General features: G+C 66.1%; 22 protein-coding genes and 1 tRNA gene. 13 read left to right on the forward strand and 10 right to left on the reverse strand.

Going from position 1 to position 24,333, the window contains the following annotated elements; translation table 11 throughout:
- Positions 1-12 precede the first annotated feature (12 nt).
- Positions 13-88: transfer RNA gene (locus WP12_RS12655), tRNA-Ala, on the reverse strand.
- Positions 89-321: 233 nt separating this feature from the next.
- Here WP12_RS12655 and WP12_RS12660 point away from each other — a divergent pair.
- The 4 genes from WP12_RS12660 to WP12_RS12675 all read left to right on the forward strand — a co-directional run bounded on the left by WP12_RS12660 (position 322) and on the right by WP12_RS12675 (position 4,145).
- Entirely contained in the window at positions 322-1,194 is an 873-nt protein-coding gene (locus tag WP12_RS12660; protein WP_046194081.1) for a DUF2171 domain-containing protein, read from the forward strand.
- Positions 1,195-1,321: 127 nt separating this feature from the next.
- Positions 1,322-2,107 (forward strand): 3-hydroxybutyrate dehydrogenase, encoded by a 786-nt coding sequence (locus WP12_RS12665; RefSeq protein WP_046194082.1) that lies wholly within the window; start codon positions 1,322-1,324, stop codon positions 2,105-2,107.
- 117 nt (positions 2,108-2,224) lie between these two features.
- Entirely contained in the window at positions 2,225-2,857 is a 633-nt protein-coding gene (locus WP12_RS12670) for a DUF4893 domain-containing protein (RefSeq protein ID WP_235399122.1), read from the forward strand.
- A gap of 1 nt (position 2,858) precedes the next feature.
- Positions 2,859-4,145: an amidohydrolase gene (locus WP12_RS12675; protein ID WP_046194084.1), complete on the forward strand. Its 1,287-nt coding sequence runs from the start codon at positions 2,859-2,861 to the stop codon at positions 4,143-4,145.
- Positions 4,146-4,263: 118 nt separating this feature from the next.
- Here WP12_RS12675 and WP12_RS12680 read toward each other — a convergent pair whose 3' ends face one another.
- Complete coding sequence (locus WP12_RS12680) at positions 4,264-4,599, reverse strand: response regulator (RefSeq protein ID WP_235399123.1); 336 nt, start codon at positions 4,597-4,599, stop codon at positions 4,264-4,266.
- Positions 4,600-4,995: 396 nt separating this feature from the next.
- On the opposite strand from WP12_RS12680, the gene WP12_RS12685 reads away from it, so the two are divergent.
- Entirely contained in the window at positions 4,996-6,381 is a 1,386-nt protein-coding gene (locus WP12_RS12685; RefSeq protein ID WP_046194085.1) for a helix-turn-helix domain-containing protein, read from the forward strand.
- A 66-nt stretch (positions 6,382-6,447) separates the two neighbouring features.
- On the opposite strand, the gene WP12_RS12690 is transcribed toward WP12_RS12685, so the two are convergent.
- Positions 6,448-7,533 (reverse strand): mannose-1-phosphate guanylyltransferase/mannose-6-phosphate isomerase, encoded by a 1,086-nt coding sequence (locus WP12_RS12690; protein WP_046194086.1) that lies wholly within the window; start codon positions 7,531-7,533, stop codon positions 6,448-6,450.
- A 95-nt stretch (positions 7,534-7,628) separates the two neighbouring features.
- Here WP12_RS12690 and WP12_RS12695 point away from each other — a divergent pair, with 95 nt between their 5' ends.
- From WP12_RS12695 to WP12_RS12710, 4 genes are all read left to right on the forward strand, one after another.
- Complete coding sequence (locus tag WP12_RS12695) at positions 7,629-9,017, forward strand: TIGR03013 family XrtA/PEP-CTERM system glycosyltransferase (protein WP_046194087.1); 1,389 nt, start codon at positions 7,629-7,631, stop codon at positions 9,015-9,017.
- 16 nt (positions 9,018-9,033) lie between these two features.
- Positions 9,034-11,196 carry an XrtA/PEP-CTERM system histidine kinase PrsK gene (gene prsK / locus WP12_RS12700; protein WP_235399124.1) on the forward strand — a complete coding sequence of 721 codons (2,163 nt, stop codon included), beginning with the start codon at positions 9,034-9,036 and terminating at the stop codon, positions 11,194-11,196.
- On the forward strand, positions 11,193-12,551 hold the full coding sequence (gene prsR, locus WP12_RS12705) for a PEP-CTERM-box response regulator transcription factor (RefSeq protein ID WP_046194088.1): 1,359 nt from the start codon (positions 11,193-11,195) through the stop codon (positions 12,549-12,551). The genes prsK and prsR overlap by 4 nt, the downstream gene beginning before the upstream one ends.
- A gap of 129 nt (positions 12,552-12,680) precedes the next feature.
- Positions 12,681-13,505 (forward strand): ATP-binding protein, encoded by an 825-nt coding sequence (locus WP12_RS12710; protein WP_046194089.1) that lies wholly within the window; start codon positions 12,681-12,683, stop codon positions 13,503-13,505.
- A gap of 32 nt (positions 13,506-13,537) precedes the next feature.
- Here the strand turns inward: WP12_RS12710 and WP12_RS12715 are convergent, their stop codons facing one another.
- The 3 genes from WP12_RS12715 to WP12_RS12725 form a co-directional block, all read right to left on the reverse strand.
- Positions 13,538-14,872: a sensor histidine kinase gene (locus WP12_RS12715; RefSeq protein WP_046194134.1), complete on the reverse strand. Its 1,335-nt coding sequence runs from the start codon at positions 14,870-14,872 to the stop codon at positions 13,538-13,540.
- 79 nt (positions 14,873-14,951) lie between these two features.
- A complete protein-coding gene (locus WP12_RS12720) occupies positions 14,952-15,614 on the reverse strand; it encodes a response regulator transcription factor (RefSeq protein ID WP_046194090.1) in 663 nt (220 codons plus the stop codon).
- Positions 15,615-15,648: 34 nt separating this feature from the next.
- The gene (locus WP12_RS12725) at positions 15,649-15,957 is read right to left on the reverse strand and encodes a PepSY domain-containing protein (protein WP_046194091.1); all 309 of its coding nucleotides are present in this window, start codon (positions 15,955-15,957) and stop codon (positions 15,649-15,651) included.
- Between the two features lie 103 nt (positions 15,958-16,060).
- Between WP12_RS12725 and WP12_RS12730 the strand changes: the two genes are divergently transcribed.
- Positions 16,061-17,836 (forward strand): ABC-F family ATP-binding cassette domain-containing protein, encoded by a 1,776-nt coding sequence (locus WP12_RS12730; protein ID WP_046194092.1) that lies wholly within the window; start codon positions 16,061-16,063, stop codon positions 17,834-17,836.
- 24 nt (positions 17,837-17,860) lie between these two features.
- On the opposite strand, the gene WP12_RS12735 is transcribed toward WP12_RS12730, so the two are convergent.
- Entirely contained in the window at positions 17,861-18,145 is a 285-nt protein-coding gene (locus WP12_RS12735) for a chorismate mutase (protein ID WP_046194093.1), read from the reverse strand.
- A 135-nt stretch (positions 18,146-18,280) separates the two neighbouring features.
- On the opposite strand from WP12_RS12735, the gene WP12_RS12740 reads away from it, so the two are divergent.
- The 3 genes from WP12_RS12740 (at position 18,281) to WP12_RS12750 (ending at position 22,207) form a co-directional block, all read left to right on the forward strand.
- A complete protein-coding gene (locus WP12_RS12740; protein WP_084691137.1) occupies positions 18,281-19,306 on the forward strand; it encodes a polyprenyl synthetase family protein in 1,026 nt (341 codons plus the stop codon).
- Positions 19,307-19,407: 101 nt separating this feature from the next.
- On the forward strand, positions 19,408-21,849 hold the full coding sequence (hrpB, locus tag WP12_RS12745) for an ATP-dependent helicase HrpB (protein WP_046194094.1): 2,442 nt from the start codon (positions 19,408-19,410) through the stop codon (positions 21,847-21,849).
- A gap of 58 nt (positions 21,850-21,907) precedes the next feature.
- A complete protein-coding gene (locus WP12_RS12750; protein WP_046194136.1) occupies positions 21,908-22,207 on the forward strand; it encodes an ETC complex I subunit in 300 nt (99 codons plus the stop codon).
- A 98-nt stretch (positions 22,208-22,305) separates the two neighbouring features.
- On the opposite strand, the gene WP12_RS12755 is transcribed toward WP12_RS12750, so the two are convergent.
- The 3 genes from WP12_RS12755 to WP12_RS12765 are packed head-to-tail and all read right to left on the reverse strand — an operon-like array spanning position 22,306 to position 24,286.
- A complete protein-coding gene (locus WP12_RS12755; protein WP_200894523.1) occupies positions 22,306-22,815 on the reverse strand; it encodes an NUDIX hydrolase in 510 nt (169 codons plus the stop codon).
- Between the two features lie 29 nt (positions 22,816-22,844).
- Entirely contained in the window at positions 22,845-23,525 is a 681-nt protein-coding gene (locus WP12_RS12760) for a TPM domain-containing protein (protein ID WP_046194096.1), read from the reverse strand.
- Positions 23,525-24,286, reverse strand: coding sequence for a TPM domain-containing protein (locus WP12_RS12765; RefSeq protein WP_046194097.1), 762 nt, complete (start codon positions 24,284-24,286; stop codon positions 23,525-23,527). Before WP12_RS12765 ends, WP12_RS12760 begins: the two co-directional genes overlap by 1 nt.
- Between the last annotated feature and the right edge of the window lie 47 nt (positions 24,287-24,333).

Consider the following 24,333-nt stretch of genomic DNA (forward strand, 5'->3'; position numbering starts at 1 on the left):
GAGCGGCGCGGGTGGTGGAGCTGAGCGGAATCGAACCGCTGGCCTCTGCAGTGCGATTGCAGCGCTCTCCCATCTGAGCTACAGCCCCGCGCGCCGGGCGTTTGCTTTAGCCGCAGCACCGACCCGATGCAACAGCACAAAATCAGGCGAGCCGCGATGTCGCGCGGCATCGACGTGCGATGAACGGTCCGTCCGCCGCCACTCCCCATTGGCCTCAAGCGCCGGAACAGCGGCGAGCCTCCAGACGTTTTTCCGCCTCTGCCGCATGACCGTGCCGCAGGCCTGTCGACGGCAAAAGCCGAGCCGAATGAGGAGGATGCCATGGGCTACGAACGTTATACCCGCCGTGATTATAGCGATTATGCCGACCGTGCACATCGCGGGCGCGAGCGGGACGATTATCGCGACCGCGACTATCGTGAGCGCGACCGGGGTTATGCCGGTCCGCGCGATTACGATGATGACCGCGGCTTCTTCGAGCGTGCCGGCGATGAGGTGCGCAGTTGGTTCGGCGATGAGGAGGCCGAGCGCCGCCGCCGCTGGGACGAGCGTGTCCAGCAGCGCGACGACGAGCGTCGCTATGGCCGTCACGACAATGAGCCGCGCTATCCAGATGGCGGCCGTTTTGCCGATCCCTCGCGCTACGGTGGTGGAGGCGGCGGTTCCGCTCGTGGCGGTTATACGGGCGAAACCTATGGCGTCGGCCGGGGTGCCGGCGCGACCAGCAGCTATGGCCTCGGCGCGGGGCAGAATCACGATGGCTGGGGTCTCGACCCAAATTACAGCGCATGGCGCCGCCGTCAGCTTGAGGCGCTCGACCGCGATTATGACGAATATCGCCGTGAGAATGAGAGCCGTTTCCATGACGACTTCGGAAGCTGGCGCAACCAGCGTGAGAGCCAGCGTCAGTCGCTCAACCAGGTGCAGGAGCATCAGGAGGTCGTCGGATCGGACGGCGCCCATGTCGGCAAGGTCGATCACGTCCGCGGCGACCGCATCCTGCTGACGAAGACCGACAAGGACGCCGGCGGACGCCATCATTCGATCCCGTCGGCCTGGATCGTCGATGTCGGCGACAAGGTCCGTATCAACCGAACCGCCGCCCAGGCGCAGTCGGTGTGGAAAGACGAGGAGGGCAATGGTGGCAATGATGGCCCGCACAATCTCAACAGGGCCTTTTCGGGCACTTATTGATCGGTCTCACGGATCTGACGAAGGGCCGGCGGTCACGCCGGCCCTTTTTCGTGACCGGAGCCGCAGCCTCTTGATGCGGTGCAGCATCGGTATCACTATGCGGAGGTTTTCACGGAGAAGGACCAGCATGTTCCTCAAGGGCAAGACCGCGCTCATCACCGGCTCCACCTCGGGCATCGGCCTTGCTTATGCCAAGGCATTGGCGGGCGAGGGGGCCAATATCGTCATCAACGGCTTCGGCGATGCGGCGGCGATCGAAGCCGAGCGGGGCGGGCTGGAGGCGTCTAGCGGCGCGGGAGCGATCTATTGCGGGCATGACCTGTCGAAGCCCGACCAGATCGAGGCGATGATGGCGGAGGCGATCGCGGCATTTGGCGGGATCGACATCCTGATCAACAATGCCGGCGTCCAGCATGTCGCGCCGGTAGAGGATTTCCCGGTCGATAAATGGGATCTGATCATCGCGCTGAACCTGACCAGCGCCTTCCACACGACGCGGCTCGCACTGCCGGGGATGAAAGCGCGCAAATGGGGGCGGATCATTCAGACCGCATCGGCGCATTCGCTCACCGCATCGCCGTTCAAGTCGGCCTATGTCACCGCCAAGCACGGCATCGCCGGTTTCACCAAGACGGTGGCGCTGGAGACCGCGACCTTCGGCATCACCGCCAATTGCATCAGCCCCGGCTATGTCTGGACGCCGCTGGTCGAAAAGCAGATTCCCGATACGATGAAGGCGCGGGGGCTGACCCGCGAGCAAGTGATGAACGACGTGCTCCTTGCCAGTCAGCCGACCAAGCAGTTCGTCACCGTCGAGCAGGTGGCGGCGATGGCGCTGTTCCTGTGCGGGGACGATGCCGCCGGCATCACCGGCACGAATATTTCGATCGATGGCGGTTGGACCGCGCAGTGATGTGACTTCAGCCAGGCTGAGCCGCCCAACCGCCTGAGCCGGATCATATCTAATCCGCTTGCGCGGCAGGCACGGCGGGGGCAGGCTGGTCTTTTGGGGGCGAGAGGAGACGATCGCTTGCAGTTGCCTAGAGCCATATTGGCGACGGCCATGGTGCTGACGCTCGCGGCTTGCGGGGCGAAGTCGCTCGAACCCCGATCGCCCAAGGCCCTGCCCAATGACTGGCGCACGATCGCGACGCAAGCTGACCGTGATCGGATCGCGCGCTGGCGACAGGCCTGGATCGCCGGGCTCGAAAAGGCGACCGCGGCCGGCAACGGATCGCACATCGCGGCGCAGGGGGCGCTGCTCAAGCCCGATCTTACACTCGACGATCCTCTGCTGCCCGCCGGCGACTATCGTTGCCGCACCTTCAAGCTCGGCGCGCAGACCAAGGGGTTGCTCGATTATGTCGCCTATCCTCCCTTCACCTGCCGGGTGACGACCGCCGACGGACGGCTGCGTCTCGCGAAGATCGACGGATCGCAGCGCCCGGTCGGCGACATCTTCCCCGACGAGGGGCGGCGGATGATCTTCCTGGGCGCGATGACGTTGGGCGATGAGGCGCGCCCGCGGCCCTATGGGCGCGATGCCGAGCGCGACATGGCGGGTATCGTCGAACGGGTCGCCCCCGATCGTTGGCGGATAGCCTTTCCCTATCCGCGCTGGGAATCGACGATCGATATTCTCGAGCTTGTACCGAAGGGATGACATGAAAGCCGCACTGCCACTGATCGCTCTCACCATGGCGCTGGCCTTCACGCCTGGCCGCGCCGATCCGCTCAGCCAGGCGGTGGCGGCCGATATGCACAGCCTGACCGCGATCTACCGCGATCTCCACACGCATCCCGAGTTGAGTTTCAAGGAAGGCCGCAGCGCCGGAATCATGGCCGCCGAGGCCAAGAAGGCGGGCTTCACGGTAACGACCGGGGTCGGCGGTACAGGCGTCGTCGCGGTGATGAAGAACGGTCCTGGCCCGGTACTGATGCTGCGCGCCGACATGGACGCGCTGCCCGTTACCGAGCAGACGGGCGTTCCCTATGCCAGCCAGAATCCCGGGGTGATGCACGCCTGCGGCCACGACACGCATATGACGAGCTGGATCGGCATCGCGCGGCGGATGGCGGCGTCGAAGGCCAGCTGGTCGGGCACGCTGGTGATGATCGGCCAACCCGCCGAGGAGATCGGCTCGGGCGCGCGGGCGATGCTCAAGGACGGGCTCTACACCCGCTTCCCCAAGCCCGACGCGGCGATAGCCTTTCACGATTCGGCCAGCCTGCCGGCGGGAACGATCGGCGTCGTCGACGGCTATGTGATGGCCAATGTCGATTCGGTCGACATATTGGTGAAGGGCGTCGGCGGCCACGGCGCCTATCCCCATCTCGCCAAGGACCCGATCGTTATCGCATCGCGGATCGTGACCACGCTGCAAACGCTGATCTCGCGTGAGACCGACCCGCTAGAATCCGGCGTCGTCACCGTCGGCAGCTTCCAGGCCGGCACCAAGCACAACATCATCCCGCCCGAGGCAAAGCTCCAGATTACGGTGCGCTCGTACAAGCCCGAGGTGCGCCAGCACCTCCTCGACGGCATCGCTCGCATCGCCAGGGGGGAGGCGATCGCCGCCGGCATGCCCGATGACGCGCTGCCGGTGGTGAAGCTTCAGGATCAACGGACCCCCGCCACTTTCAATACGCACGACCTGACGACGCAGATGACCGGACTGTTCACCGAGCGGTTCGGCAAGGATCGCGTCGTTTCGGTACGCTCGCAGATGGGCGGCGAGGATTTCAGCGAGTTCTATCTTGCCGATACGTCGATCCAGGCGATGCTGTTCTGGGTCGGCGGGGTCCACAAGGAGAAATGGGACGCGGTCAAAGGCGACATCACGAAATTGCCGTCGATCCACAGCCCCTTCTGGGCGCCCGACGCCGAAGCGGTGATCTCGACCGCCGTCGATGCGATGACCACGGCGGCGCTGACGGTGCTGAAGAAGTGAGTGGCGTGTAGCGGGGGCGTGAAAACGCGTCGTCATCCCGGCGAAGGCCGCGGATGACGACGTCTCTCAAGGCCAAGAGACGAAAGATTCCAGCTTTCGCCGGAATGACGAAAGAGCTCTACTCCGCCAGCGTCCGTGCGATAATCTGGGCGAGCTGCTCGATCCGGTAGGGTTTCGAGATGACGGGCGCATCGGCGAAGCCGCTGCTCGCGGGCAAGCCGTCATAGCCGGTGGCGAAGATGAAGCGCTTGCCGTTGTCGCGCAGATGGCGCGCAACCGGCAGGCTATCCTCGTCCTTCAAGTTAAGGTCGAGCAGCGCGATGTCGAAGTCGGTATCCGTCACGCGGGCGAGCGCCTCGGCGACGGTGCCTGCCACGGCGGCCGTCTTGCAGCCAACCTCGTCGAGCATATCTTCGGCCGTCATCGCGATGATCGTGTCATCTTCGACGATCAAGACCCGCGTTCCCGATAGGGGGTGGCTCAAACTCAAAATATCCTCGTCAGCATCCCCGAAAGATTTCGTGATGGCGTAGATTGTGCGTCCACGCAATTGCTCTTCAGCAATAGCATGCATTCCGGATCGGATTTGCGGCTGCCGAAAATGGTAACGCCCGCCAGGCTGGAGGGCCTGGCGGGCGTTGCTCTTCCTCCCCAGGAAAAGATCGGTGGCTGCTGACCTTACAAGCTTGGGCTCGTCGGCGTGTTGCGGCGAAATCAGGTTCGTCCTTTCCCTAGCGAATGAACTCGTCTGCAGGCGATGGCTCTCGCCAGTATTTTGATGTCCAACTGTAGGTTTGGCTGATAACGAAGGTGTAATTTTGTAAAGTTCTTACTCTCATGAGGCGGCGGCATGGCGAAGCAGGGAATATTGGCAGGGCCGCGGATCAAGCGACTGCGTCGCGATCACGCGCTTACCCAGCAGGCGATGGCCGAGATGCTCGGTATTTCCGACAGCTATCTGGCGCTGATCGAGGGCAATCGCCGTCCATTGACCGCGGGGCTCATCCTGCGGCTCGCCGAATTGTTCGACTTCGATATCCGCAGCCTTAGTCAGGAGGAACCCGGCGGCGGTGCGGCCGCGATGCGGCGGCGGCTGTCCGATCCGCTATTCGCGGGCATATCGGTGGATCGCGCCGAACTGGAGGCGTGGATCGACAATGCGCCTGCTGCTGCCGAAGCCTTCGCCCGGCTGTTCGACCGCTGGCGTGAGGGCGGCGGTGGTGGCGAGGACGGCGCGGGCCCGGTCGGGGCCGTGCGCCGGGAAATCGAGCGCTGGCGTAATCATTTCGCCGATCTCGACGCTCATGCCGAGGCGCTTGCCGACGAACTGCGTATCGGTGCGGGCGATCTTTATGGCGCGATTGCGGAGCGGCTGCGCGTAAAGCATCAGCTCAGCATCCGCATCCTGCCGTTCGACGTGATGCCCGACCGGTTGCGACGCCTCGATCTCCACGCTCGTCAGCTCCAACTGTCGGAACTGCTGGATCCGGCAGCGCGCAGCTTCCAGGCGGCGTTCCAACTTGCCCAGATCGAAGCCAAGGCCGAGATCGACGCGCTGGTCGCGGGTGCGGCCTTTGGCGATCGCGCCGCCGAGCGGCTTTATCGCCGCCATGTCACCGCCTATTTCGCCGCGGCACTGATGATGCCCTATGGCCGCTTCCTGCGGGCTTGCGAGACGACCGGCTATGATATCCAGTTGCTCCAGCGGAGGTTCGGGGCTGGCTATGAGCAGGTCGCGCACCGGCTTACCACGCTGCAACGGGTCGGAGCGCGGGGCCTGCCCTTCTTCATGCTGCGGATCGACCGGGCGGGACAGCTTTCGAAGGGCTATGCCGGTGCGAGCGGCTCGGCGCTGATCGACGCGGTACACCGCTGCCCGCTATGGGCGGTGCATCACGCCTTCGACCAGCCGGGCCGGCTGATCCGCCAGCTTGCCGAGCTGGAAGACGGGTCGCACTGGTTCACCATCGCCCGCAGCGTCCGCCATCATGGCGGTGCCGCAGGGGTGCAACAGGCCGAGCATGTCGTGGCGCTGGGGCTGGCGGCGGAGCATGCGTCGTCGCTCGCGCTTGCCCGCGGCATCGACATGGCGGGCCCGGCCGAACCGATCGGCCTGGGCTGTACCCATTGCCAGCGCCCGGATTGCCTTCAGCGCGCCGCTCCGCCGATCGGTCGCGCGCTGACGATCAACGAGCGCGAACGCGGGCTCGCGCCCTTCTCTTTCGCTGGAGATTGATGGCGGTTGGTGCTGGGCACTTCGCAGCCCAAAATCGACTCGCGTGCGAGCCGCCGCGCCGGTCTTCTAAAAGGGCATGTCGAGCGTGTCGTGGCTCTTTGCCTGCAGCGCCTCGACGATACGCTTCACCTCCTGGCTGCTGCCCCGCGGCAGGATCATCACCGCGTCGCGGGTTGCGACGACGATCAGGTCGTGAACGCCGACCGTGGTGATCACCGGTCCCTCGCTGCGTATCAGACAGTCGCGGGTGTCGATCGCGACGATGTCGCCGTGCAGTACATTGCCATGGGGGCCGCCTGCGCCGAGGGCGTGGAGGGCGTCCCAGCTGCCGACATCGGACCAGCCCATCTCGACAGGAACCACCGCGACCTTTTCGGCTTTCTCCATCACCGCATAATCGATCGATTCGGACCGGCTGGCGAGGAAAGCCGCAGGGTCTGGATAGACAAGCGGGCCCTTGCGCGCGGCCTCGTTGAGCGAGGCGCGGACCGACACGGTCATCTCGGGTTCAAACGCGCCCAGCGCCGCGAGGAAAGCGTCGGCGCGAAACAGGAAGATACCGCCGTTCCAGCTATAATTGCCCGCCTCCACATAGGCGGCAGCGCGCGCCGCATCGGGCTTCTCGACAAAGGCTTCCACCTTGTGGACTCCTGCCGCGATTTCCTCGCCGCGGCGGATATAGCCGTAACCTGTCTCGGGTTTTTCGGGGGTGATGCCGAATGTGATCAGCCACCCATCCTCGACCATCGGCATCGCGGCCTCGATCGCGCGGTGGAACGCGGGGCAGTCATCGATCACATGGTCGCTCGGCATCACCAGCAGCACCGCATCGGAGCCGGCCTCGATCGCGGCGAGCGCGATGGCGGGCGCGGTGTTGCGCCCGGCCGGCTCGAGGATGATGGCTGCGGGCGGGCAATCGCCGGTCTGCAAGGCGATCTCGTCGGCATGGAGCGCATTGGTCACGATGATCGGCTGACCGAAGCGTGTGTTGTCCGCGCAGCGGGCGGCGGTCATCTGCAACATGGTCTTCTCGCCGGTCAGCGCCAGCAGTTGCTTGGGCTTGCGTGAGCGCGACAGCGGCCACAGCCGGGTGCCCGAGCCGCCGGACAGGATCACCGGCGTTATTAAGGTGGTGGAAATGGCGGGCTCCATGGTCCAGAAGGATTTGGTCGTTATCGGAACCTAACCGTTAAGCGGCAAGGGGGTTTCATGTTCGGGCGTATGAAGCCGGTTATGTGGCGTCGGGCATGATCAGGCTTTTCAAACATTATATAGCTTATCCGGTGCTGGTGCTGTGCGTGGCGGATTTCGCCGTGCTGCTGCTAGCGGCGGAGGCTGGCTGGGTGTTCCGCCTGCGCCAGATCGGTATAGATCCGGGCTCGGTGTGGGACCGGATACCGCAATTGCTCACCTTTACCCTGGCGATCCAGGCGGCAATGATCGGGGTCGGCGTGTACAGCGCCGAATCGATGCAGGCGTTCCGCTTCGCGGCCGCGCGGCTGCTGGTCGCTATATCGCTCGGCGTGATCCTGATCTCGCTGCTCTACTTCATCGCGCCGGGCATCACCCTGTGGCGGTCGAACTCGCTCTATTCGATGGCGATGTCGGTCGTGCTGCTGATGGTCGTGCGCGTGCTGCTCGGGGGGTTCGTCAGCGGGGATATGTTCAAGCGGCGCGTGCTGCTGCTCGGCGCCGGCCGCCGCGCCAAGCGCGTCGTCGATCTCGAACGGCGGCTCGGGTCGGGCTTCCTGATCGTCGGCTGCGTCGACATGAAGGATGCTCCTCCGCAGATCGAGACCGCGATCTGCCGCACCGATGTCGAGAGCCTCGCCGATCTGGTCGACACGACCGAGGCCAATGAGGTCGTCCTCGCGCTCGACGAACGGCGCAACACCGTGCCGGTCGATGCGCTGCTCCGGCTCAAGACCACCGGGGTCCATGTGTCCGACATATCCGACTTCCTGGAGCGCGAGACCGGGCGGATCGATCTCGATACCGTGCGCCCGTCCTGGCTGATCTTCTCGGACGGCTTTTCCTCGGGCCGTCAGCTGTCGATGATCCTCAAGCGGGGTTTTGACCTGGTGGTGAGCGCGCTGCTCATCACCATCACCGCGCCGATCATCCTGATCACCGCGCTGATCGTGAAGCTCGACAGTCCCGGCCCGGCTTTTTACCGGCAGGTGCGTGTCGGCCGCTATGGCGAGACCTTCGAGATATTGAAGCTGCGTTCGATGCGGCAGGACGCCGAATCCGGCGGCGCGGCGATCTGGGCGCAGAAGGGTGATGCCCGCGTCACCCGGATCGGGCGGATCATCCGCCTGATCCGCGTCGACGAGCTGCCGCAGATGCTGACCGTGCTGAAAGGCGACATGAGCTTCGTCGGCCCGCGCCCCGAGCGGCCCGAATTCGTCGCCGAGCTGGAAAAGCAGATTCCCTATTATGCCGAGCGACACATGGTGAAACCCGGCATCACCGGCTGGGCGCAGATCAACTATCCCTACGGCGCGAGCCTCGACGATGCCCGCCACAAGCTCGAATATGATCTTTACTACACCAAGAATTACAGCCCCTTCCTCGATCTGCTGATTATATTGCAGACCCTCCGCGTCCTGCTCTGGGCCGAGGGGGCCCGGTAGCTATGGGTCGGTTCTAATGGCGCGGGGTCTAGAGGCGGCGATGCTCGGCCAGCAGGCCGACCTGACGCCGATCCAGACCACCTTCGTTCCCGAGCCGGTCATCCTCGCCGCGATCCAATGGGGGCATGCGCTCGCCGCTTTCATGTTCGCGGCGCTGGTCGGCTGGCAAATGACAGCGCGCCATGGCGGATCGCGCCGTATCGCGCTCATCCTCGCCTGCGCGCTGACCGCCTCATGGTGCGCGCTGGTCTCGCTGTCCGGCGCGGGGGGCATCGCGTCGAGCGTCACCAAGAGCCTCGCCGATCTCGCCTGGCTCGGCTTCCTGTTCGCCCTCCAGCCGCCGACCGCCGCGGCGGGCGGGCAGCGGCGTCCGGTGATCCTCGGCATCTATGCGCTGCTCGGCGCGCTGATCGTCGGCGCGGTGGTGATCAAGACCCTGCCGCTCGCCTTCACGGGTAGCCCGCGCATTCAGGAAACCCTGTTCCTCGCCGGTCAGTCGCTGCGCGTCGCGATCGCGGCCGGCGCGCTCTGCCTGCTCCACAATCTCTACACCGCCGCCTCGCCCGAGGCGCGCTGGGGACTGGGATCGCCGATGCTGGCGCTCGCGTTGATGTGGGGGTTCGATCTCAATCTCGCGACCGTTGCTTATCTGATCGATGGCTGGCCTATCGGCCTGTTCGCGTTGCGCGGCCTGTTGATGGTGCTGATCGCGCCGATGCTGGTGACGGTCAGCCGGCTCGCCACGCTCGATCGCATGCGCGCATCGCGCAGCGCCGGTTTCCAGACGCTCACCCTCGTCGTCTGCGGCGCCTATCTTGCGCTGATGGTGCTGGTCGCGCGGCTGTTCGCGATCGCGGGCCATCCCGATCGCCTGCCGCAATTCACGCTGGCGGCGGTGTTCGTCGCCTTCGCCTTGTCCTTCTTCCCATCGAGCCGATATCGCCAGCGGTTCAAGAAGGCGGTGGCGCGCAACCTCTTTCAGCATCGCTATGACTATCGCCTCGAATGGCGGCGCTTCACCGAGACGGTAGGCCAGCCGGCGGAGGCTGCGCCGGACCTGCCCGAACGCACCGTGAAGGCGATTGGCGACATCTTCGATTGCGAGGGCGGACTGTTGATGCAGCGCGGCCCCGACGGCGGGCTCGAAGCGTCGGCCCGCTGGAACTGGCGGACGCTCGCGGCGCCGCAGGCAGCGGCGCCGCTCGCACTTGCCGGGCATCTCGAGCGCCAGGGCGAGGTGATCGAGATCGAGCGGATGCGGCACGGCGAGGAGCCCGCCGTGCTGCCACTGGTCCCCGAATGGATGGTGGCCGAGGAAGATGCCTGGGTGCTGGTGCCGCTGATCCATTTCGATCGGCTGGTCGGCGCGGTGCTGCTCCAGCGCCCCCGCGAGCCCCGCCTGCTCGACGAGGAGGATCACGATCTGCTGAGGGTGGCCGGACGGCAGGTGGCGAGCTATCTAGCCGAAGCGCGAGGACAGGAGGCGCTTTCGGATGCCCGCCGTTTCGACGAATTCAACCGCCGCTTCGCCTTCATCATGCACGACATCAAGAATCTCGTGAGCCAGCTCAGCCTCCTCGCGCGCAATGCCGAACGCCATGCCGACAAGCCCGAGTTCCGCGCCGACATGATCGACACGCTGCGCAATTCGGTCGGCAAGATGAACGACCTGCTCGCACGGCTGTCGCAGCATCACCGCTCGCGCCCCGACGAACCCGAGCCGCATTCGCTGCGTGCGTTGGCGGAGGAGATGCTGCGCGGGCGGACAAACAGCTATCCGGTACGGATCAGCGCGCCCGACGAGGTGATGGCGGTGGTCGATCCCGACCGGTTCGAACAGGCGCTGGGCCATCTTGTCCAGAATGCGATCGACGCCAGCGCCGATGGCCAACCGGTCGATCTGATCATTGGCCGGCGCGGGCTGGAAGCGGTGGTCGAGGTAGTCGATCGCGGGTGCGGCATGTCGGCGGAGTTCATCCGCTCGCGGCTGTTCCATCCCTTCTCCTCAACCAAGGAAGGCGGCTTCGGCATCGGCGCCTATGAGGCGCGCTCGATCATCGCGGGCATGGGCGGACGGATCGAGGTCCAGAGCCGCGAGGGCGAGGGCGCCCGTTTCACGGTGACGCTGCCGATGGCCGCATTGTTCGGTGGCGGGCTACCGACGGGAGGGACGGCATGAGCACTGCCAAACCACGGCTGTTGATCGTCGAGGACGACGAGGGCCTGCAGAAGCAGCTGCGCTGGGCCTATGAGGATTATGAGGTCGTCTCGGCGACCACGCGCCAGGCGGCAATCGACGCTCTGCGCCATTATGAGCCGGCGGTGGTGACGCTCGATCTCGGCCTGCCGCCGGATCCCGACGGCACAACCGAAGGCTTCGCAACCCTGGACGCCATCCTGGCGCTGAAGCCCGACACCAAGATCATCGTCGCCTCGGGACAGGGCGCGCGCGAAGGCGCGCTGCGCGCGATCGCGGCCGGGGCCTATGATTATTACCATAAGCCCGTCGACATCGACGAACTGGGACTGATCGTTGCGCGCGCCTTCCAGCTTCACGATCTCGAACAGGAAAATGCCCGGCTACAGGCGCAGGGTGACGGATCTGCGGCGGATGGCGGATTGATCACCAGCGACCCTGGCATGCTCAAGGTCGCGCGGACGATCGAGCGCGTCGCCAACACCGATGCCTCCGTGATGCTGCTCGGCGCGAGCGGCACCGGCAAGGAGGTGCTGGCCCGGCTGCTCCACAATCGGAGCAAGCGCAGCGGCGGCGCTTTCGTTGCGATCAACTGCGCGGCGATCCCGGAAAATCTGCTCGAGGCCGAATTGTTCGGTTATGAAAAGGGCGCGTTCACCGGTGCGATCAAGACCACCGAGGGCAAGATCGAACTGGCCGAGGGCGGCACGCTGTTCCTAGACGAGGTCGGCGATATCCCGCTGCCGCTGCAGGTCAAATTGCTGCGCTTCCTGCAGGAGCGAGTGATCGAGCGGATCGGCAGTCGCAAGGCGATCCCGGTCGACACCCGCATCGTCTGCGCCACTCACCAGAATCTCGACGCGATGATCGCCGAGACGCGCTTCCGCGAGGATCTCTATTATCGCCTCGCCGAGATCGTCGTGCGCATCCCCTCGCTCGCGGAACGGCCGGGCGACGGGCTACTGATCGCACGGATGTTGCTCAAGAAGCTGGCGCGCGACATGGGCTCTCCGGTCAAGGGCTTTGCGCCCGACGCGCTCGCCGCGATCGACGACTGGAGCTGGCCCGGCAACGTCCGCGAGCTTGAGAACAAGGTCAAGCGCGCGGTGATCATGGCCGATGGCAAGCTCGTCACCGCCGAGGATCTCGACCTCGTCCCCGAACGTGAGGACGGCGGCTTCCTCAACCTCAAGGCGGTCCGCGAAGTCGCCGACCGCAGCGCGATCACCCGCGCGCTGGCGCGCAGCGAAGGCAATATCTCCAACGCCGCCAAGATGCTCGGGATCAGCCGGCCGACGCTCTACGATCTGTTGAAGCAATACGGGATAGAGGTTTAGCTCTTCACGCACTCGTCACCCCAGAAGGCGGAGGTCTCGGGAGAGGCTCGCGACCTTGCGCCCGTTCCTGCCGCCTGAGATGCCAGCCTTCGCTGGCGTGACGCGGCAAGTTGAATTATCGCCCTGCCCATGACCGATCCGCAAACCCTCGCCCGTATCGCCGACGCGCTCGATCGCATCGCGCCGCCGCCCGCGCCGCATGCCGATCCCTCGGCGCATGCCGCCTATGTGTGGCGCGATGGCGGGCTGGCCGAGGCGCGGGCGTTCGCGCCGCTGCCGCTTGACCTGCTCACCGGGATCGACGCGCAGAAGGCCGCGCTGGTCGACAATGCCCGGCGGCTCGCCAATGGCGCTGCGGCGCATGACGTGCTGCTGTGGGGCGCGCGCGGATCGGGCAAGTCGGCGCTGGTCAAGGCGACCGTCGGTGCGCTGCGCGACGAGGGGCGTGACGTCGCGCTGATCGAGGTGGCCGGCGAGAAGATCGAGATATTGCCGCGCCTGTTCGCGCTGATCGCCGATCTGCCGCGCGCCTTCATCCTGTTCCTCGACGATCTCGGCTTCGACGATCATGCCGGCGGGCAGGGGCCGCGCCTGTTGCGCTCGATGCTCGAAGGCGGTGCGGAAGCGCGGCCTTCCAATGCGCGGCTCCACGTCACCGCCAATCGCCGTCACATCGTCTCGCGCGACTTGCGCGAGCAGGATAGCCCCATCAATCCGCGCGACGTGGTCGACGACAAGCTCGCGCTCGCCGACCGCTTCGGCCTGTCGCTCGGCTTTCACGTCTGCGATCAGGACGCCTATGTCGCGATGGTCGCGGGCTATGCGGCGAAGTTCGGGCTCGACTTCGAGCCGCTCGACGCGATCGCATGGGCCACGCAGCGCGGCAGCCGCTCGGGGCGCGTGGCCTGGCAATATGTGGTCGAACTCGCGGGGCGGGCAGGAAAGCGAGTGTAAGACTAACCGACCACTCTGTTCGGGGGCGGGCATTATACCGCCGCCGGCAACCTTACCCGCACCAGCAGTCCGCCCAGATCCTCGCTTTCCTCCAGCGTGATCCTGCCGCCGTAAATGCCGATCACGTCGCGAACGATCGCGAGGCCGAGGCCGGTGCCGGGCTTGCCGGTGTCGAGCCGCGCGCCACGCTCGAACAGCTTCTCGCGCGCGGCGGCGGGGATGCCGGGGCCGTCATCCTCGATCATGATCTCGATGAAGTCGATCTTCTTCGCCGCGCCTGCGCCCGCCGCGTCGCGCGCCACGGTCACGAAGACGCGGCCCTGGCCATATTTGGCGGCGTTTTCGATCAGGTTGCCGAGTATCTCGTCGAGGTCCTGCCGCTCGACATGGACGACGGCTTTCTGGTCGCCGGCCAGATCGACGGTGACGTGGCGGTGCATCCGGGCCATCGCGCGCTCGACGGCCTTGAGCGACGGCCACACTTCCGACCGGGCCTGCGCATTGGCGCGGCGGCCGACCGCACGGGCGCGGGCGAGGTGATGGTCGACCTGGCGGCGCATGTCGCCGGTGGTGCGCGCGACGGTCTCGGCCAGTTCCGGGCTGTTCGCCACCGCTTCGTTCATCAGCACGGTGAGGGGGGTCTTGAGCGCATGGGCGAGGTTGCCGGCATGACGGCGCGCTTCCTCGGCCTGCCGTTCATTGTGCGCAAGCAGTTCGTTGAGCTCCTCGACCAGCGGGCGGACCTCGTCGGGCAATTTGGCGTCGATCCGCGAGCTGATACCCGAGCTGACCGCCGCCACCCCGCGGCGCAGGCTGCGCAGCGGCCATAGTCCATAGGTCGCCTGCAGCGCGGCGAGGATGATCAGGCCGAGGCCGAGGATTGCGAAGGATCGTACCAGCGTCCGCCGCAGCACTGCGATCTGATCGTTGAGGTTGGCGCGGCTCGCGGCGACCTGGAAACGCCATTCGGTGGTCGATCCAGGCAAGCGGACTTCTCGATCGAGCACGCGCAGCGGCTCGCCGTCAAATTCGCTGCTGTCGGCGACATGCAGCTTCTGGCCCTGATGCTCCTCCCCCTGCCGGAGCGCGCGATCCCAAAGCGAGCGCGAACGGAACGGTTCGTGCCCGGTGGCGGCCACCTGCCAATAGAGCCCCGAATAGGGTTCGAGGAAGCGCTGGTCGCCGAGCGGGCGGTTGAAGCGGACCTCGCCATCGGGGCCGATTTCGGCGGATCCGATCATCGCATTGAGCACATATTCGAGCTGGGCGTCGAAATTGCGGGTGATCGCCTCGCTCAACACCCTGTCGAGCGCGAAGCCGCCGCCGACGAGCAGGACGATGATCCACAGCGCCGCGATCGAGATCATCCGGCGGGTCAGCGAACCCGTCGAAGCCCCGTCGCTGTGCCGCCCCGGAAACCAGCCCCGGACGGTAGCGAGATACTGCTTAAGCGGGATCATCCAGCGAATAGCCAAGACCACGGATGGTGGTGATGACGTCCTGGCCGAGTTTCTTTCGGATCCGCGTCACGAACACTTCGATCGTGTTCGAATCGCGGTCGAAGTCCTGATCGTAGATATGTTCGATCAACTCGGTGCGGCTGACCACCTTGCCCTTGTGATGGAGCAGATAGCTGAGCAGCTTATATTCCTGCGCGGTGAGCTTCACCGGCTCGCCGGCCAGCGTCACCTTGCCGCTGCGCGTGTCGAGGCGGACGTCGCCGGCGGTCAGTTCGGACGAGGCGTTGCCCGAGGCGCGGCGGATCAGCGCGCGGAGCCGCGCGATCAGCTCCTCGGTCTGGAACGGCTTGGCGAGATAATCGTCGGCGCCGGCGTCTAGTCCGGCGACCTTGTCGGACCAGCTGTCGCGTGCGGTAAGCACCAGCACCGGTGTGTCGCGCCCCTCGCGCCGCCAGCGGTCGAGCACGGTCAGGCCATCGACTTCGGGCAGGCCGAGATCGAGGATGATCGCATCATAGCTTTCAGTCGAGCCGAGGAAATGGCCGTCCTCGCCGTCGGTAGCGAGGTCGATGGCATAGCCCGCGCCTTCGAGCGTGGCGCGGAGTTGCCGCCCGAGACTGGGTTCATCCTCGACGATCAGGACGCGCATGGTCTTCCCCTTTTCTGGCCGCGTTTCAGGCGGCTTATTGTCCGACCCGGCCGATTTCGCGTCCGGTGCGGCCGTCCATGTCCATCCATATCACCGATCCGCCCCGCTGAAACTTGAAACGGTAGCGTCCGGTTCCCGGATCGAACTCCGAACCGATCATGCGGCCGTCGACGCGACCCTGCGCCCGCGAGCGCATTTCCTGGTAGGGGAGGAATTCGCCGGAGCGCACGCCATTCCTCAGCGCATCCTGTTCGGGTACGCGATTCCGCTCCGCCAAAGCGGGCGCGGAAGCAACAAGGATCGTCGCCAAAGACAGGGCGGCAAGAGCGTTACGCATTGACATGGGGTATTGGCATAGGGTCTGGGGCTTGAATAGGGCATGAATGTTCGTGCTTTGGCGGAATCTCCGCCCCTGTTGCACCGCGAAGACACTTTAGAACCCCCTTATGTCAGCTCCGATCCTCGCCTTCCAGAATCTCGGCATCAACCAGGGCACTGGTTGGCTGTTCCGCGGGCTCGACCTTTATGTCGCCCCGCGCGATCGGCTCGCGCTGATCGGCCGCAACGGCGCGGGCAAAACGACCCTGCTCAAATTGCTCGCGGGTACGATCGAGGGTGACGAGGGGCTGCGCACGATTGTGCCGGGCACCCGAGTCGTCCTGCTCGAACAGGAACCATCGATGGCGGGCCATGCGACCCTGCGCGATTTCGCGCTGGCCGGGACGGATGCGCCCGCCGCACATGCGGTCGACGCGATCGCCGACCAGATCGGCATCGATTTGTCACGTGACGCGGCCAGCGCCAGCGGAGGCGAGCGCCGCCGCGCCGCCATCGCCCGCACGCTGGCGATGGAGCCCGATGTCCTGCTGCTCGACGAGCCGACCAACCATCTCGATCTCGCCGCGATCGAATGGCTGGAAAGCTGGCTCGCCCGTTTCAATGGCGCGTTCATCGCGATCAGCCACGATCGTACTTTCCTCACCCGGCTGACCCGTCAGACCTTGTGGCTCGACCGCGGCGGCATCCGCCGGCACGAGGTCGGCTTCGGCGGTTTCGATGCGTGGACCGAGCGGGTTTATGAGGAGGAGGCGCGCAACGCCGAACGGCTCGATGCCAAGCTCAAGATCGAGGAGCATTGGAAACTGCGCGGCGTCACTGCGCGGCGGCGGCGCAATCAGGGCCGCCTGACCAAGCTTTACGAGATGCGTGAGCAGCGCAAAGCGATGCTCGGCCCGCCCGGCACCGCAAAGATCGCTATCGCCGCCGACGATGTGAAGACCAAGGTCGTGATCGACGCCGAGCATGTCACGAAGACCTTTGGCGACCGCACGATCATCCGCGACTTCACCTTCCGCGTGACGCGTGGCGACCGGATCGGTGTGGTCGGCGCGAACGGCGCGGGTAAATCGACCCTGCTCAAGCTTCTGACCGGTGAGATCGCGCCCGACGAAGGCCGGGTGAAACTATCGAAGACTTTGGACGGCATCGTCATCGATCAGCAGCGCAAGCTGATGGCCCCCGAAAAGACCGTGCGCGACGTGCTGGCCGATGGCGGCGACTGGATCGATGTTCAGGGCATCAGGAAGCATGTCCACGGCTATCTCAAGGAATTCCTGTTCGAGCCGGCAATCGCCGAGGCGAAGGTCGGCACGCTGTCGGGCGGCGAACGCTCGCGCGTGCTGCTGGCGCGCGAATTTGCCCGCCCGTCGAACCTGCTCGTCCTCGATGAGCCCACCAACGATCTCGACCTGGAGACGCTCGACCTGCTCCAGGAAGTGATCGCCGATTATGAGGGCACCGTCCTGATCGTCAGCCACGATCGCGACTTCCTCGATCGCACCGTCACGGTGACGCTCGGTCTCGATGGATCGGGCAAGGTCGACATCGTCGCCGGCGGCTATGAGGATTGGGAGAAGCAGCGGACCACCCGCAGCGAGCCGAAAAAGGCTGCGGCAAAGGCTGAGCCCGCCGCGCCCGCCAAGGCGAAGACCAAGCTCAGCTACAAAGACCAGCGCGATCTCGACCTGCTGCCGCAGGAGATCGAAAAGCTCGAAGCCGCAATCGCGCGCGACGAGGCGGCGATGGCCGATCCCGATCTCTATGCGAAGAACCCCGCTAAGTTCGATCAGCTGATGAAGGCGATCGACGCGGCTCGCGCGAAGAAGGAAGAAGCGGAGCTACGCTGGCTGGAACTCGCCGAGATGGCCGAGGGGCTCTCTTAAATCCTCCCCCGGCACGGGGAGGATCTATCCCCCCGCCTTCGCCTTGCGGTGATGATGAATCACCTCGTCGATGATGAAGCGCAGGAATTTCTCCGAGAAATCAGGATCGAGATTCGCGCTCTTCGCGAGTGACCGCAGTCGTTCGATCTGCACTTGCTCACGACCGGGATCGGCAGGGGGAAGGCCGGTGGTCGCCTTATATTCGCCGACCGCCTTCGTGACCTTGAAGCGCTCGGCGAGCATGAAGATCAGCGCGGCATCGATATTGTCGATGCTCTCCCGGTAGCGACCCAGGATATCGTCTGTCATGCCGCTCCCTTCAACTTTGTCCCGACCGCCTATCGTGGATCGACTCCGGCTTTGGCAAGCGCGGAGTTTGCGCCACCGACTGGTGACGGCTACTGTCAGCTCGTTACGGTCTTGCCTTTCGCGCGCTCGCGGCTCATGGGCACGCCCATGACAGCTACCGTGACTCCCATCCGGCGCGCCGCCGGTCCTTCGCTCGATCCGATCATGGCGCTCGTCGCGTCCGACATGAACTCGGTCAACAGCGTGATTCTGGCGCGGATGCAGTCGGATGTCCCGCTGATCCCCGAGCTGGCGGGCCATCTGATCGCGGGCGGCGGGAAGCGGATGCGGCCGATGCTCACCCTCGCCTGCGCCAAGTTGCTCGACTATCATGGCGAGCGTCATCACAAGCTCGCCGCCACGGTCGAGTTCATCCACACCGCGACCCTGCTCCACGACGATGTCGTCGACCAGTCGGGCCTGCGCCGGGGCCGCCGCACCGCCAATGTCATCTGGGGCAACGCCGCAAGCGTGCTGGTCGGCGATTTCCTGTTCAGCCGCTCGTTCGAGCTAATGGTCGAGGACGGCTCGCTGCGCGTGCTGCGCATCCTGTCCAACGCGTCGGCGGTGATCGCCGAGGGCGAGGTGAACCAGCTTACCGCGCAGCGCCGGATCGAGACCAGCGAAGAGCGCTATCTGGAGATCATCACCGCCAAGACCGCGGTGCTGTTCGCCGCGGCGTGCAAGATCGCGGCGGTGGTCGCCGAGCGGGATCCGGCGGTCGAGGACGCGCTCGATCAATATGGCCGCTATCTCGGCATCGCCTTCCAGCTCGTCGACGACGTGATCGACTATGTCTCTGACGGCGCGACGATGGGCAAGGACGCGGGCGACGACTTCCGCGACGGCAAAGTCACGCTGCCGGTGATCCTGGCCTATGCCCGCGCCGAGGGGGACGACCGCCAGTTCCTCCGCGAGGCGATCGAGGGCCTGCGCAACGAGGACGATGACCTTGCCCGCGCGACCGCTATCCTCCGGGAAACCGGTGCGCTGGCCGACACCGCCGCCCGCGCCCGCCACTATTCGCAACGCGCGATCGACGCGCTGGCCAGCTTTCCCAATGGCCCCGCGAAGTCGGCACTGGTCGAAGCCGCCCAATTCGCGGTGTCGCGGGCGTATTAGGCCGTCATCCCAGCGAAGGCTGATCTCGCTGCCTGCCCGCAGGCGCAGAAAAATGAGATCCCGGCTTTCGCTGGATTGATGTTGCTATAAACCGATTCCCCATGCTTCCGATCGACGCCGTCCTGCCCGATCTGATCGCCGCGTTGCGCGAAGGGCCGAACGCCGTGCTCGTCGCGCCGCCGGGCGCGGGCAAGACCACCGCCGTCGCGCCTGCCTTGCTCGGGCAGCCCTGGTGCGAAGGCCAGATTCTGCTGCTCTCCCCGCGCCGCCTCGCCGCGCGCGCCGCCGCCGAGCGGATGGCAGGACAAGCGGGGGAGGCTGTCGGGCGAACGATCGGCTACGCCACCCGGCTCGATACGAAACAGTCGGCCGACACCCGTATCCTCGTCGTGACCGAGGGCATCTTCGTCAACCGCATCCAGACCGACCCCGATCTGCCCGGCGTCTCGGCGGTGCTGTTCGACGAAGTCCATGAGCGCAGCCTCGACAGCGATTTCGGCCTCGCCCTCGCGCTCGATGCGCAGGCGGCGTTGCGCCCCGATCTCCGCCTCGTCGCGATGTCGGCGACGCTCGACGGCGGGCGCTTTTCCGCGCTGATGGGCGCCGCGCCGCTGATTGAAAGCGAAGGCCGCAGCCATCCGATCGAGCTGCGCCATACGCCACGCTCGGCCGAAAAGCGGATCGAGGACGACATGGCCGCGACGATCCGCCGCGCGCTGGCGGAGGAGGGCGGCAGCCTGCTCGCCTTCCTGCCCGGCGTCGCCGAGATCGAGCGCACCGCCGAACGGCTCGATCGACTGCCACCCGACGTCGTCCTTCACCGCCTCCACGGCTCGCTCGATCCGGCAGAGCAGCGCGCCGCAATCGCGCCGCCGCCTCCGGGCACGCGCAAGCTCGTCCTTGCCACCTCGATCGCCGAGACCAGCATCACCATCGACGGGCTGCGCATCGTCGTCGATTCGGGGCTCGCCCGCCGTCCGCGTTATGATCGCGCGGCGGGGATGACCCAGCTTGTCACCGAACGCGGCAGCCAGGCGTCGGTCACGCAGCGCGCGGGCCGTGCGGGGCGGCAGCAGCCCGGCGTGGTCTATCGGCTGTGGGAAGCGGCGGCGACGGCGGGCCTGCCGAAATATGATCCGCCCGAGATTTTGGAGACTGACCTTTCGGCGCTGACGCTTGACTGTGCCTTATGGGGTGTCGCCGATCCGGGGGCGCTGCGCTGGCTCGATCCGCCGCCGCCCGCCGCGATCGGCGAGGCGCGCGAGCGGCTGGGCCGGCTCGATGCGATCGACGGTGACGGCCGGCCGACCGCGCACGGCAAGGCGATCGCCGCTTTGCCTTTGCCGCCGCGCCTTGGCCATATGATGATCCGCGCTGCCGAGGGCGGCTTCGCCGAGACCGCCGCCGAGGTCGCTGTGCTGCTGTCCGAACGCGGACTGGGCGGGCAGGATGCCGATCTCGAACTGCGGCTGCGCCGCTGGCGCGGGGAGCGCGGCAAGCGGGCCGAGGGGGCGCGGCAACTCGCCGGCCGCTGGGTGCGGCTGGTCGGTCGGCGTGGCCGCGACGATGCCATGATCGCGGCCTGCGTCGCGCTCGCCTATCCCGACCGGATCGCCAAGCGGCGCGGTTCCTCGGGCGAGGACTGGATATCCAGCGGCGGCCGCGGCTTCCGGCTCGATCCTACCTCGCCGCTCGCGCGCAACGAATGGCTGGCGGTGGCGGAGATTCAGGGGGCGGCCTCTGGCGCGCGGATATTGTCGGCCGCGCCGATCGAAGGCTCCGAGGTCGAACGGTTGTTCGCCGACCATCTCGAAATTCGCCGCACCGCGCGCTTCGACCCGGCGACCGGCGCGGTCGAGGCCCGGCGCGAGCGGCGACTGGGGGCGATCGTGCTTGCTGCGGGGCGTGACGAAAGCGCCTCGCCCGCAATGATCAGCGCCGCGCTGATCGATGCGGTGCGAACGCGCGGGCTCGACCTGCTCGACTGGCCCGACAGCGTCGCGGCGCTACGCGCCCGCGCCGCCTTCGCGGTGGAGCAGGGCGGCGAGTTGCCGGACCTGTCGGATACGACGCTGGTCCTGACCCTCGACGACTGGTTCGCCCCGCTGGTCGAGGGCAAGCGGAGGCTGTCGGACATTGCGCCGGGCGATCTCTCCAACGCCCTCCACGACTTGCTCGGCTGGGATGGGCGGCAGGCGCTCGAACGGCTCGCCCCGACCCATCTCCAGTCGCCCGCGGGCAGCAGCCACCCGATCGATTACGCCGCCGAGGGCGGTCCTGCGGTCGAGGTGCGTCCTCAGGCGCTATTCGGCCTGTCGGCACATCCGATGGTCGGCGGCGGCCGTGTACCGCTCACCTTGCTCCTCACATCGCCCGCCGGGCGGCCGATCCAGACGACCAAGGATCTGCCCGGCTTCTGGAAGGGAAGCTGGGCGGCGGTGGCCAAGGAAATGCGCGGCCGCTATCCGCGTCACCCCTGGCCCGACGATCCCGCCGCCGCCGATCCGACTCTTCGGACCAAGAAGGCCGCGCTGCGTTCTTGACGGAATGGGGCCCGTTGCGGCAATGCGGCTGCAGATCAACGCCTTCGGGACAGACATCATGGCGCATGCGCGTATCTATCAGCTGACCAAGAATGCGATGCAGTCGGGCCGCGCCCGTACTGACAGCTGGATGCTCGAATATGAGCCGGCCGAGGCGAAGCGCGCCGATCCGCTCACCGGCTGGGCGGGCTCGGGCGATACACGCGGGCAGGTGAAGCTTGGTTTCCCGACTCTCGACGCCGCGAAGGCCTATGCGGAACGCGAAGGGCTGACGGCCCATGTCGTCGCGGGCGCGGCGCGGACGCTCAAGCTGCAGGCCTATGCCGACAATTTTCAGGTCGGACCGATCAACCTGTAAAAGCGCGTTGCCCCGGTGAAGGCTGGGGTCTCAGGCGCGGCTCGCCACCTCTGATCCGTCCCTGCAGCACGAGATCCCGGCCTCCGCCGGCATAAGGGTCAAGCCGTCAGGATCGGCCCCGCCAGCAGCAGCAGCAGCTTGACATCGATCATCTTCCCGAGCCCGCGCTGCTGCTCGACGAAGGCCGGAACTTCAGCCAGCGCTATGCGGTGGACGATGATGTCCTCGCCCTCGACCCCGCCGCCGTCATGCACTTTCTCCAGTCCATGCGCGCGCACGAGGGTGAAGGTTTCGGAAACCATGCCCGGAGACGAGCTGAATTCGCCGATCGTCTCGATCCTGGCGGGTCGGTAGCCGGTCTCCTCCTCCAGCTCGCGTGCGGCAGCGATGTCGTCGGCCTCACCTTCGCTGTCGTCGCCGATCAATCCCGCGGGCAATTCGATACAGTGGCGCTTGAGCGGCACCCGATATTGCTCGACGAGCAGGACATGGGCTCCATCCGCATCGGTGTCGATGGCGAGGATCACCGCCGCGCGGATGCCACGCGTTCGGCTGACATATTCCCACTTGCCTTCACGCTTGGCCGCGATGAACCGGCCCTGCCACATCGTCTCGATCGGACCGGCTCCGCTATCCGTCACAGGCAGATCATCCGGTTCGGCATCTCGTCGGGATCATTGCCACTGTGCGGGAAATGCTCGGCGAGCACCGCGCCGATCGCCCCCACCGCGGCTGCCATGCCCTCGCCGGGCCGACCGGCCTTGAGATGGTCGATCAGCAGCGCCATCGCCGCGCCCCACGCGTCGGGAGAGACCTTTGCGACGATCGCCTCGTCGGCGACGATCTCGGCGCGATGCTCGGCGAGCGAGAGGTAGATGAGGACGCCGGTGCGGCTATGCGTGCGCCGCTCGGTCGAGGCCTTGAACAGCGCGATGGCGCGGTTGCGGACGCGCCGGGTCTTGGTACTGCCGGGAGTGAAGACCATGCGCAGCGGCCACCAGCCGATGATAAAGCGCGCCGCGAGAAACTTGATCGTGGTCGCGAAGACCATGATCGTCAGCCACTCGCGGATCGTCCAGACATGCCAGCCGCCGGTGATCCGGTCGAGCAGCGCCAGATAGCAGTCGGGAAAGGCGGCATAGACCGCGAGCGCGAGCAGCGCGGTGAGCGCTGCCCAGATCAGCGGTACGTCGTTATAATTGTCAGATCGTTCGGAGACGATGGTCGCGATTTCGGCGTCCGACCGCGTCTCGGCCTCCGTCACCGCGCGGGTGACGAGCTCGATATCGGCGTCGCTGATGCTGATAGGCTGCGTCATCACCAGCTCCCCGACGATCCGCCGCCGCCAAATGACCCGCCGCCACCGGAAAAGCCGCCACCGCCGCCCCATCCGCCGCCGGACCCGCCGCCCCAATCGCCGCCGCCCCAGATGACGATCGGACTGCCACCGCGGCGATAGCGCCGGCCTCCGCCGAAGCGGTTTGCGATGCTCGATCCGAAGATGAACAGGATGACGATGATCCAGAAGATTAGCGAGAAGGGTATGCCGCTTTTTTCCGTTTTGCGGTCTTCGTCCACCAGCTTCTGCGCCTGTGCCTGCGCCTGATCGGGCGGAAGCTGAAGCAGTTGCACCAGACCCTCGGCGCCGGTGACGATGCCGCCCGCCATGTCGCCTTCGCGGAACAACGGCAGGATTCGACGCTGGATGATCACGCTTGCCAGCGCGTCGGTGACGATCGGTTCCAGGCCATAGCCGACCTCGATCCGCACCTTGCGTTCATTGGGCGCGACCAGCAGGATCAGCCCGTCATTGGCCTTCTTGTCGCCCAGCCCCCAGGCACGACCAAGTCTGTAGCCATAATCCTCGATCGGATAATCCTGCAGGCTCGCAACCGTCGCGACCACCATCTGGCGGCCGCTCTGGGCTTCGAGCTGCGCCAGCTTCGCGTCGAGCGCGGCGGCCTGTTCGGGCGAGAGAAGCTTGGCTTGGTCGACCACCCGGCCGGTGAGTGGCGGGAAGGTCTGCGCAAAAGCGGGGAGGGCGAGGAAAAGGGTCAACGCCAAGGCGATGAACCACAAGAACCCCCTCCCGCGTGCGAGCGGGGCGTAACGAGATGGGCTCGCCG

This window comes from Sphingomonas sp. SRS2 (assembly GCF_000971055.1).
Classification (GTDB): Bacteria; Pseudomonadota; Alphaproteobacteria; order Sphingomonadales; family Sphingomonadaceae; genus Rhizorhabdus.

Coding starts and splice junctions, on each gene's coding strand:
- WP12_RS12660 (WP_046194081.1), top strand. CDS start 322: ATGGGCTACGAACGTTATACCCGCCGTGATTATAGCGATTATGCCGAC.
- WP12_RS12665 (WP_046194082.1), top strand. CDS start 1,322: ATGTTCCTCAAGGGCAAGACCGCGCTCATCACCGGCTCCACCTCGGGC.
- WP12_RS12675 (WP_046194084.1), top strand. CDS start 2,859: ATGAAAGCCGCACTGCCACTGATCGCTCTCACCATGGCGCTGGCCTTC.
- WP12_RS12685 (WP_046194085.1), top strand. CDS start 4,996: ATGGCGAAGCAGGGAATATTGGCAGGGCCGCGGATCAAGCGACTGCGT.
- WP12_RS12690 (WP_046194086.1), bottom strand. CDS start 7,533: ATGGAGCCCGCCATTTCCACCACCTTAATAACGCCGGTGATCCTGTCC.
- WP12_RS12695 (WP_046194087.1), top strand. CDS start 7,629: ATGATCAGGCTTTTCAAACATTATATAGCTTATCCGGTGCTGGTGCTG.
- prsK (WP_235399124.1), top strand. CDS start 9,034: ATGGCGCGGGGTCTAGAGGCGGCGATGCTCGGCCAGCAGGCCGACCTG.
- prsR (WP_046194088.1), top strand. CDS start 11,193: ATGAGCACTGCCAAACCACGGCTGTTGATCGTCGAGGACGACGAGGGC.
- WP12_RS12710 (WP_046194089.1), top strand. CDS start 12,681: ATGACCGATCCGCAAACCCTCGCCCGTATCGCCGACGCGCTCGATCGC.
- WP12_RS12715 (WP_046194134.1), bottom strand. CDS start 14,872: ATGATCTCGATCGCGGCGCTGTGGATCATCGTCCTGCTCGTCGGCGGC.
- WP12_RS12720 (WP_046194090.1), bottom strand. CDS start 15,614: ATGCGCGTCCTGATCGTCGAGGATGAACCCAGTCTCGGGCGGCAACTC.
- WP12_RS12725 (WP_046194091.1), bottom strand. CDS start 15,957: ATGTCAATGCGTAACGCTCTTGCCGCCCTGTCTTTGGCGACGATCCTT.
- WP12_RS12730 (WP_046194092.1), top strand. CDS start 16,061: ATGTCAGCTCCGATCCTCGCCTTCCAGAATCTCGGCATCAACCAGGGC.
- WP12_RS12735 (WP_046194093.1), bottom strand. CDS start 18,145: ATGACAGACGATATCCTGGGTCGCTACCGGGAGAGCATCGACAATATC.
- WP12_RS12740 (WP_084691137.1), top strand. CDS start 18,281: ATGGGCACGCCCATGACAGCTACCGTGACTCCCATCCGGCGCGCCGCC.
- hrpB (WP_046194094.1), top strand. CDS start 19,408: ATGCTTCCGATCGACGCCGTCCTGCCCGATCTGATCGCCGCGTTGCGC.
- WP12_RS12750 (WP_046194136.1), top strand. CDS start 21,908: ATGGCGCATGCGCGTATCTATCAGCTGACCAAGAATGCGATGCAGTCG.
- WP12_RS12755 (WP_200894523.1), bottom strand. CDS start 22,815: ATGTGGCAGGGCCGGTTCATCGCGGCCAAGCGTGAAGGCAAGTGGGAA.
- WP12_RS12760 (WP_046194096.1), bottom strand. CDS start 23,525: ATGACGCAGCCTATCAGCATCAGCGACGCCGATATCGAGCTCGTCACC.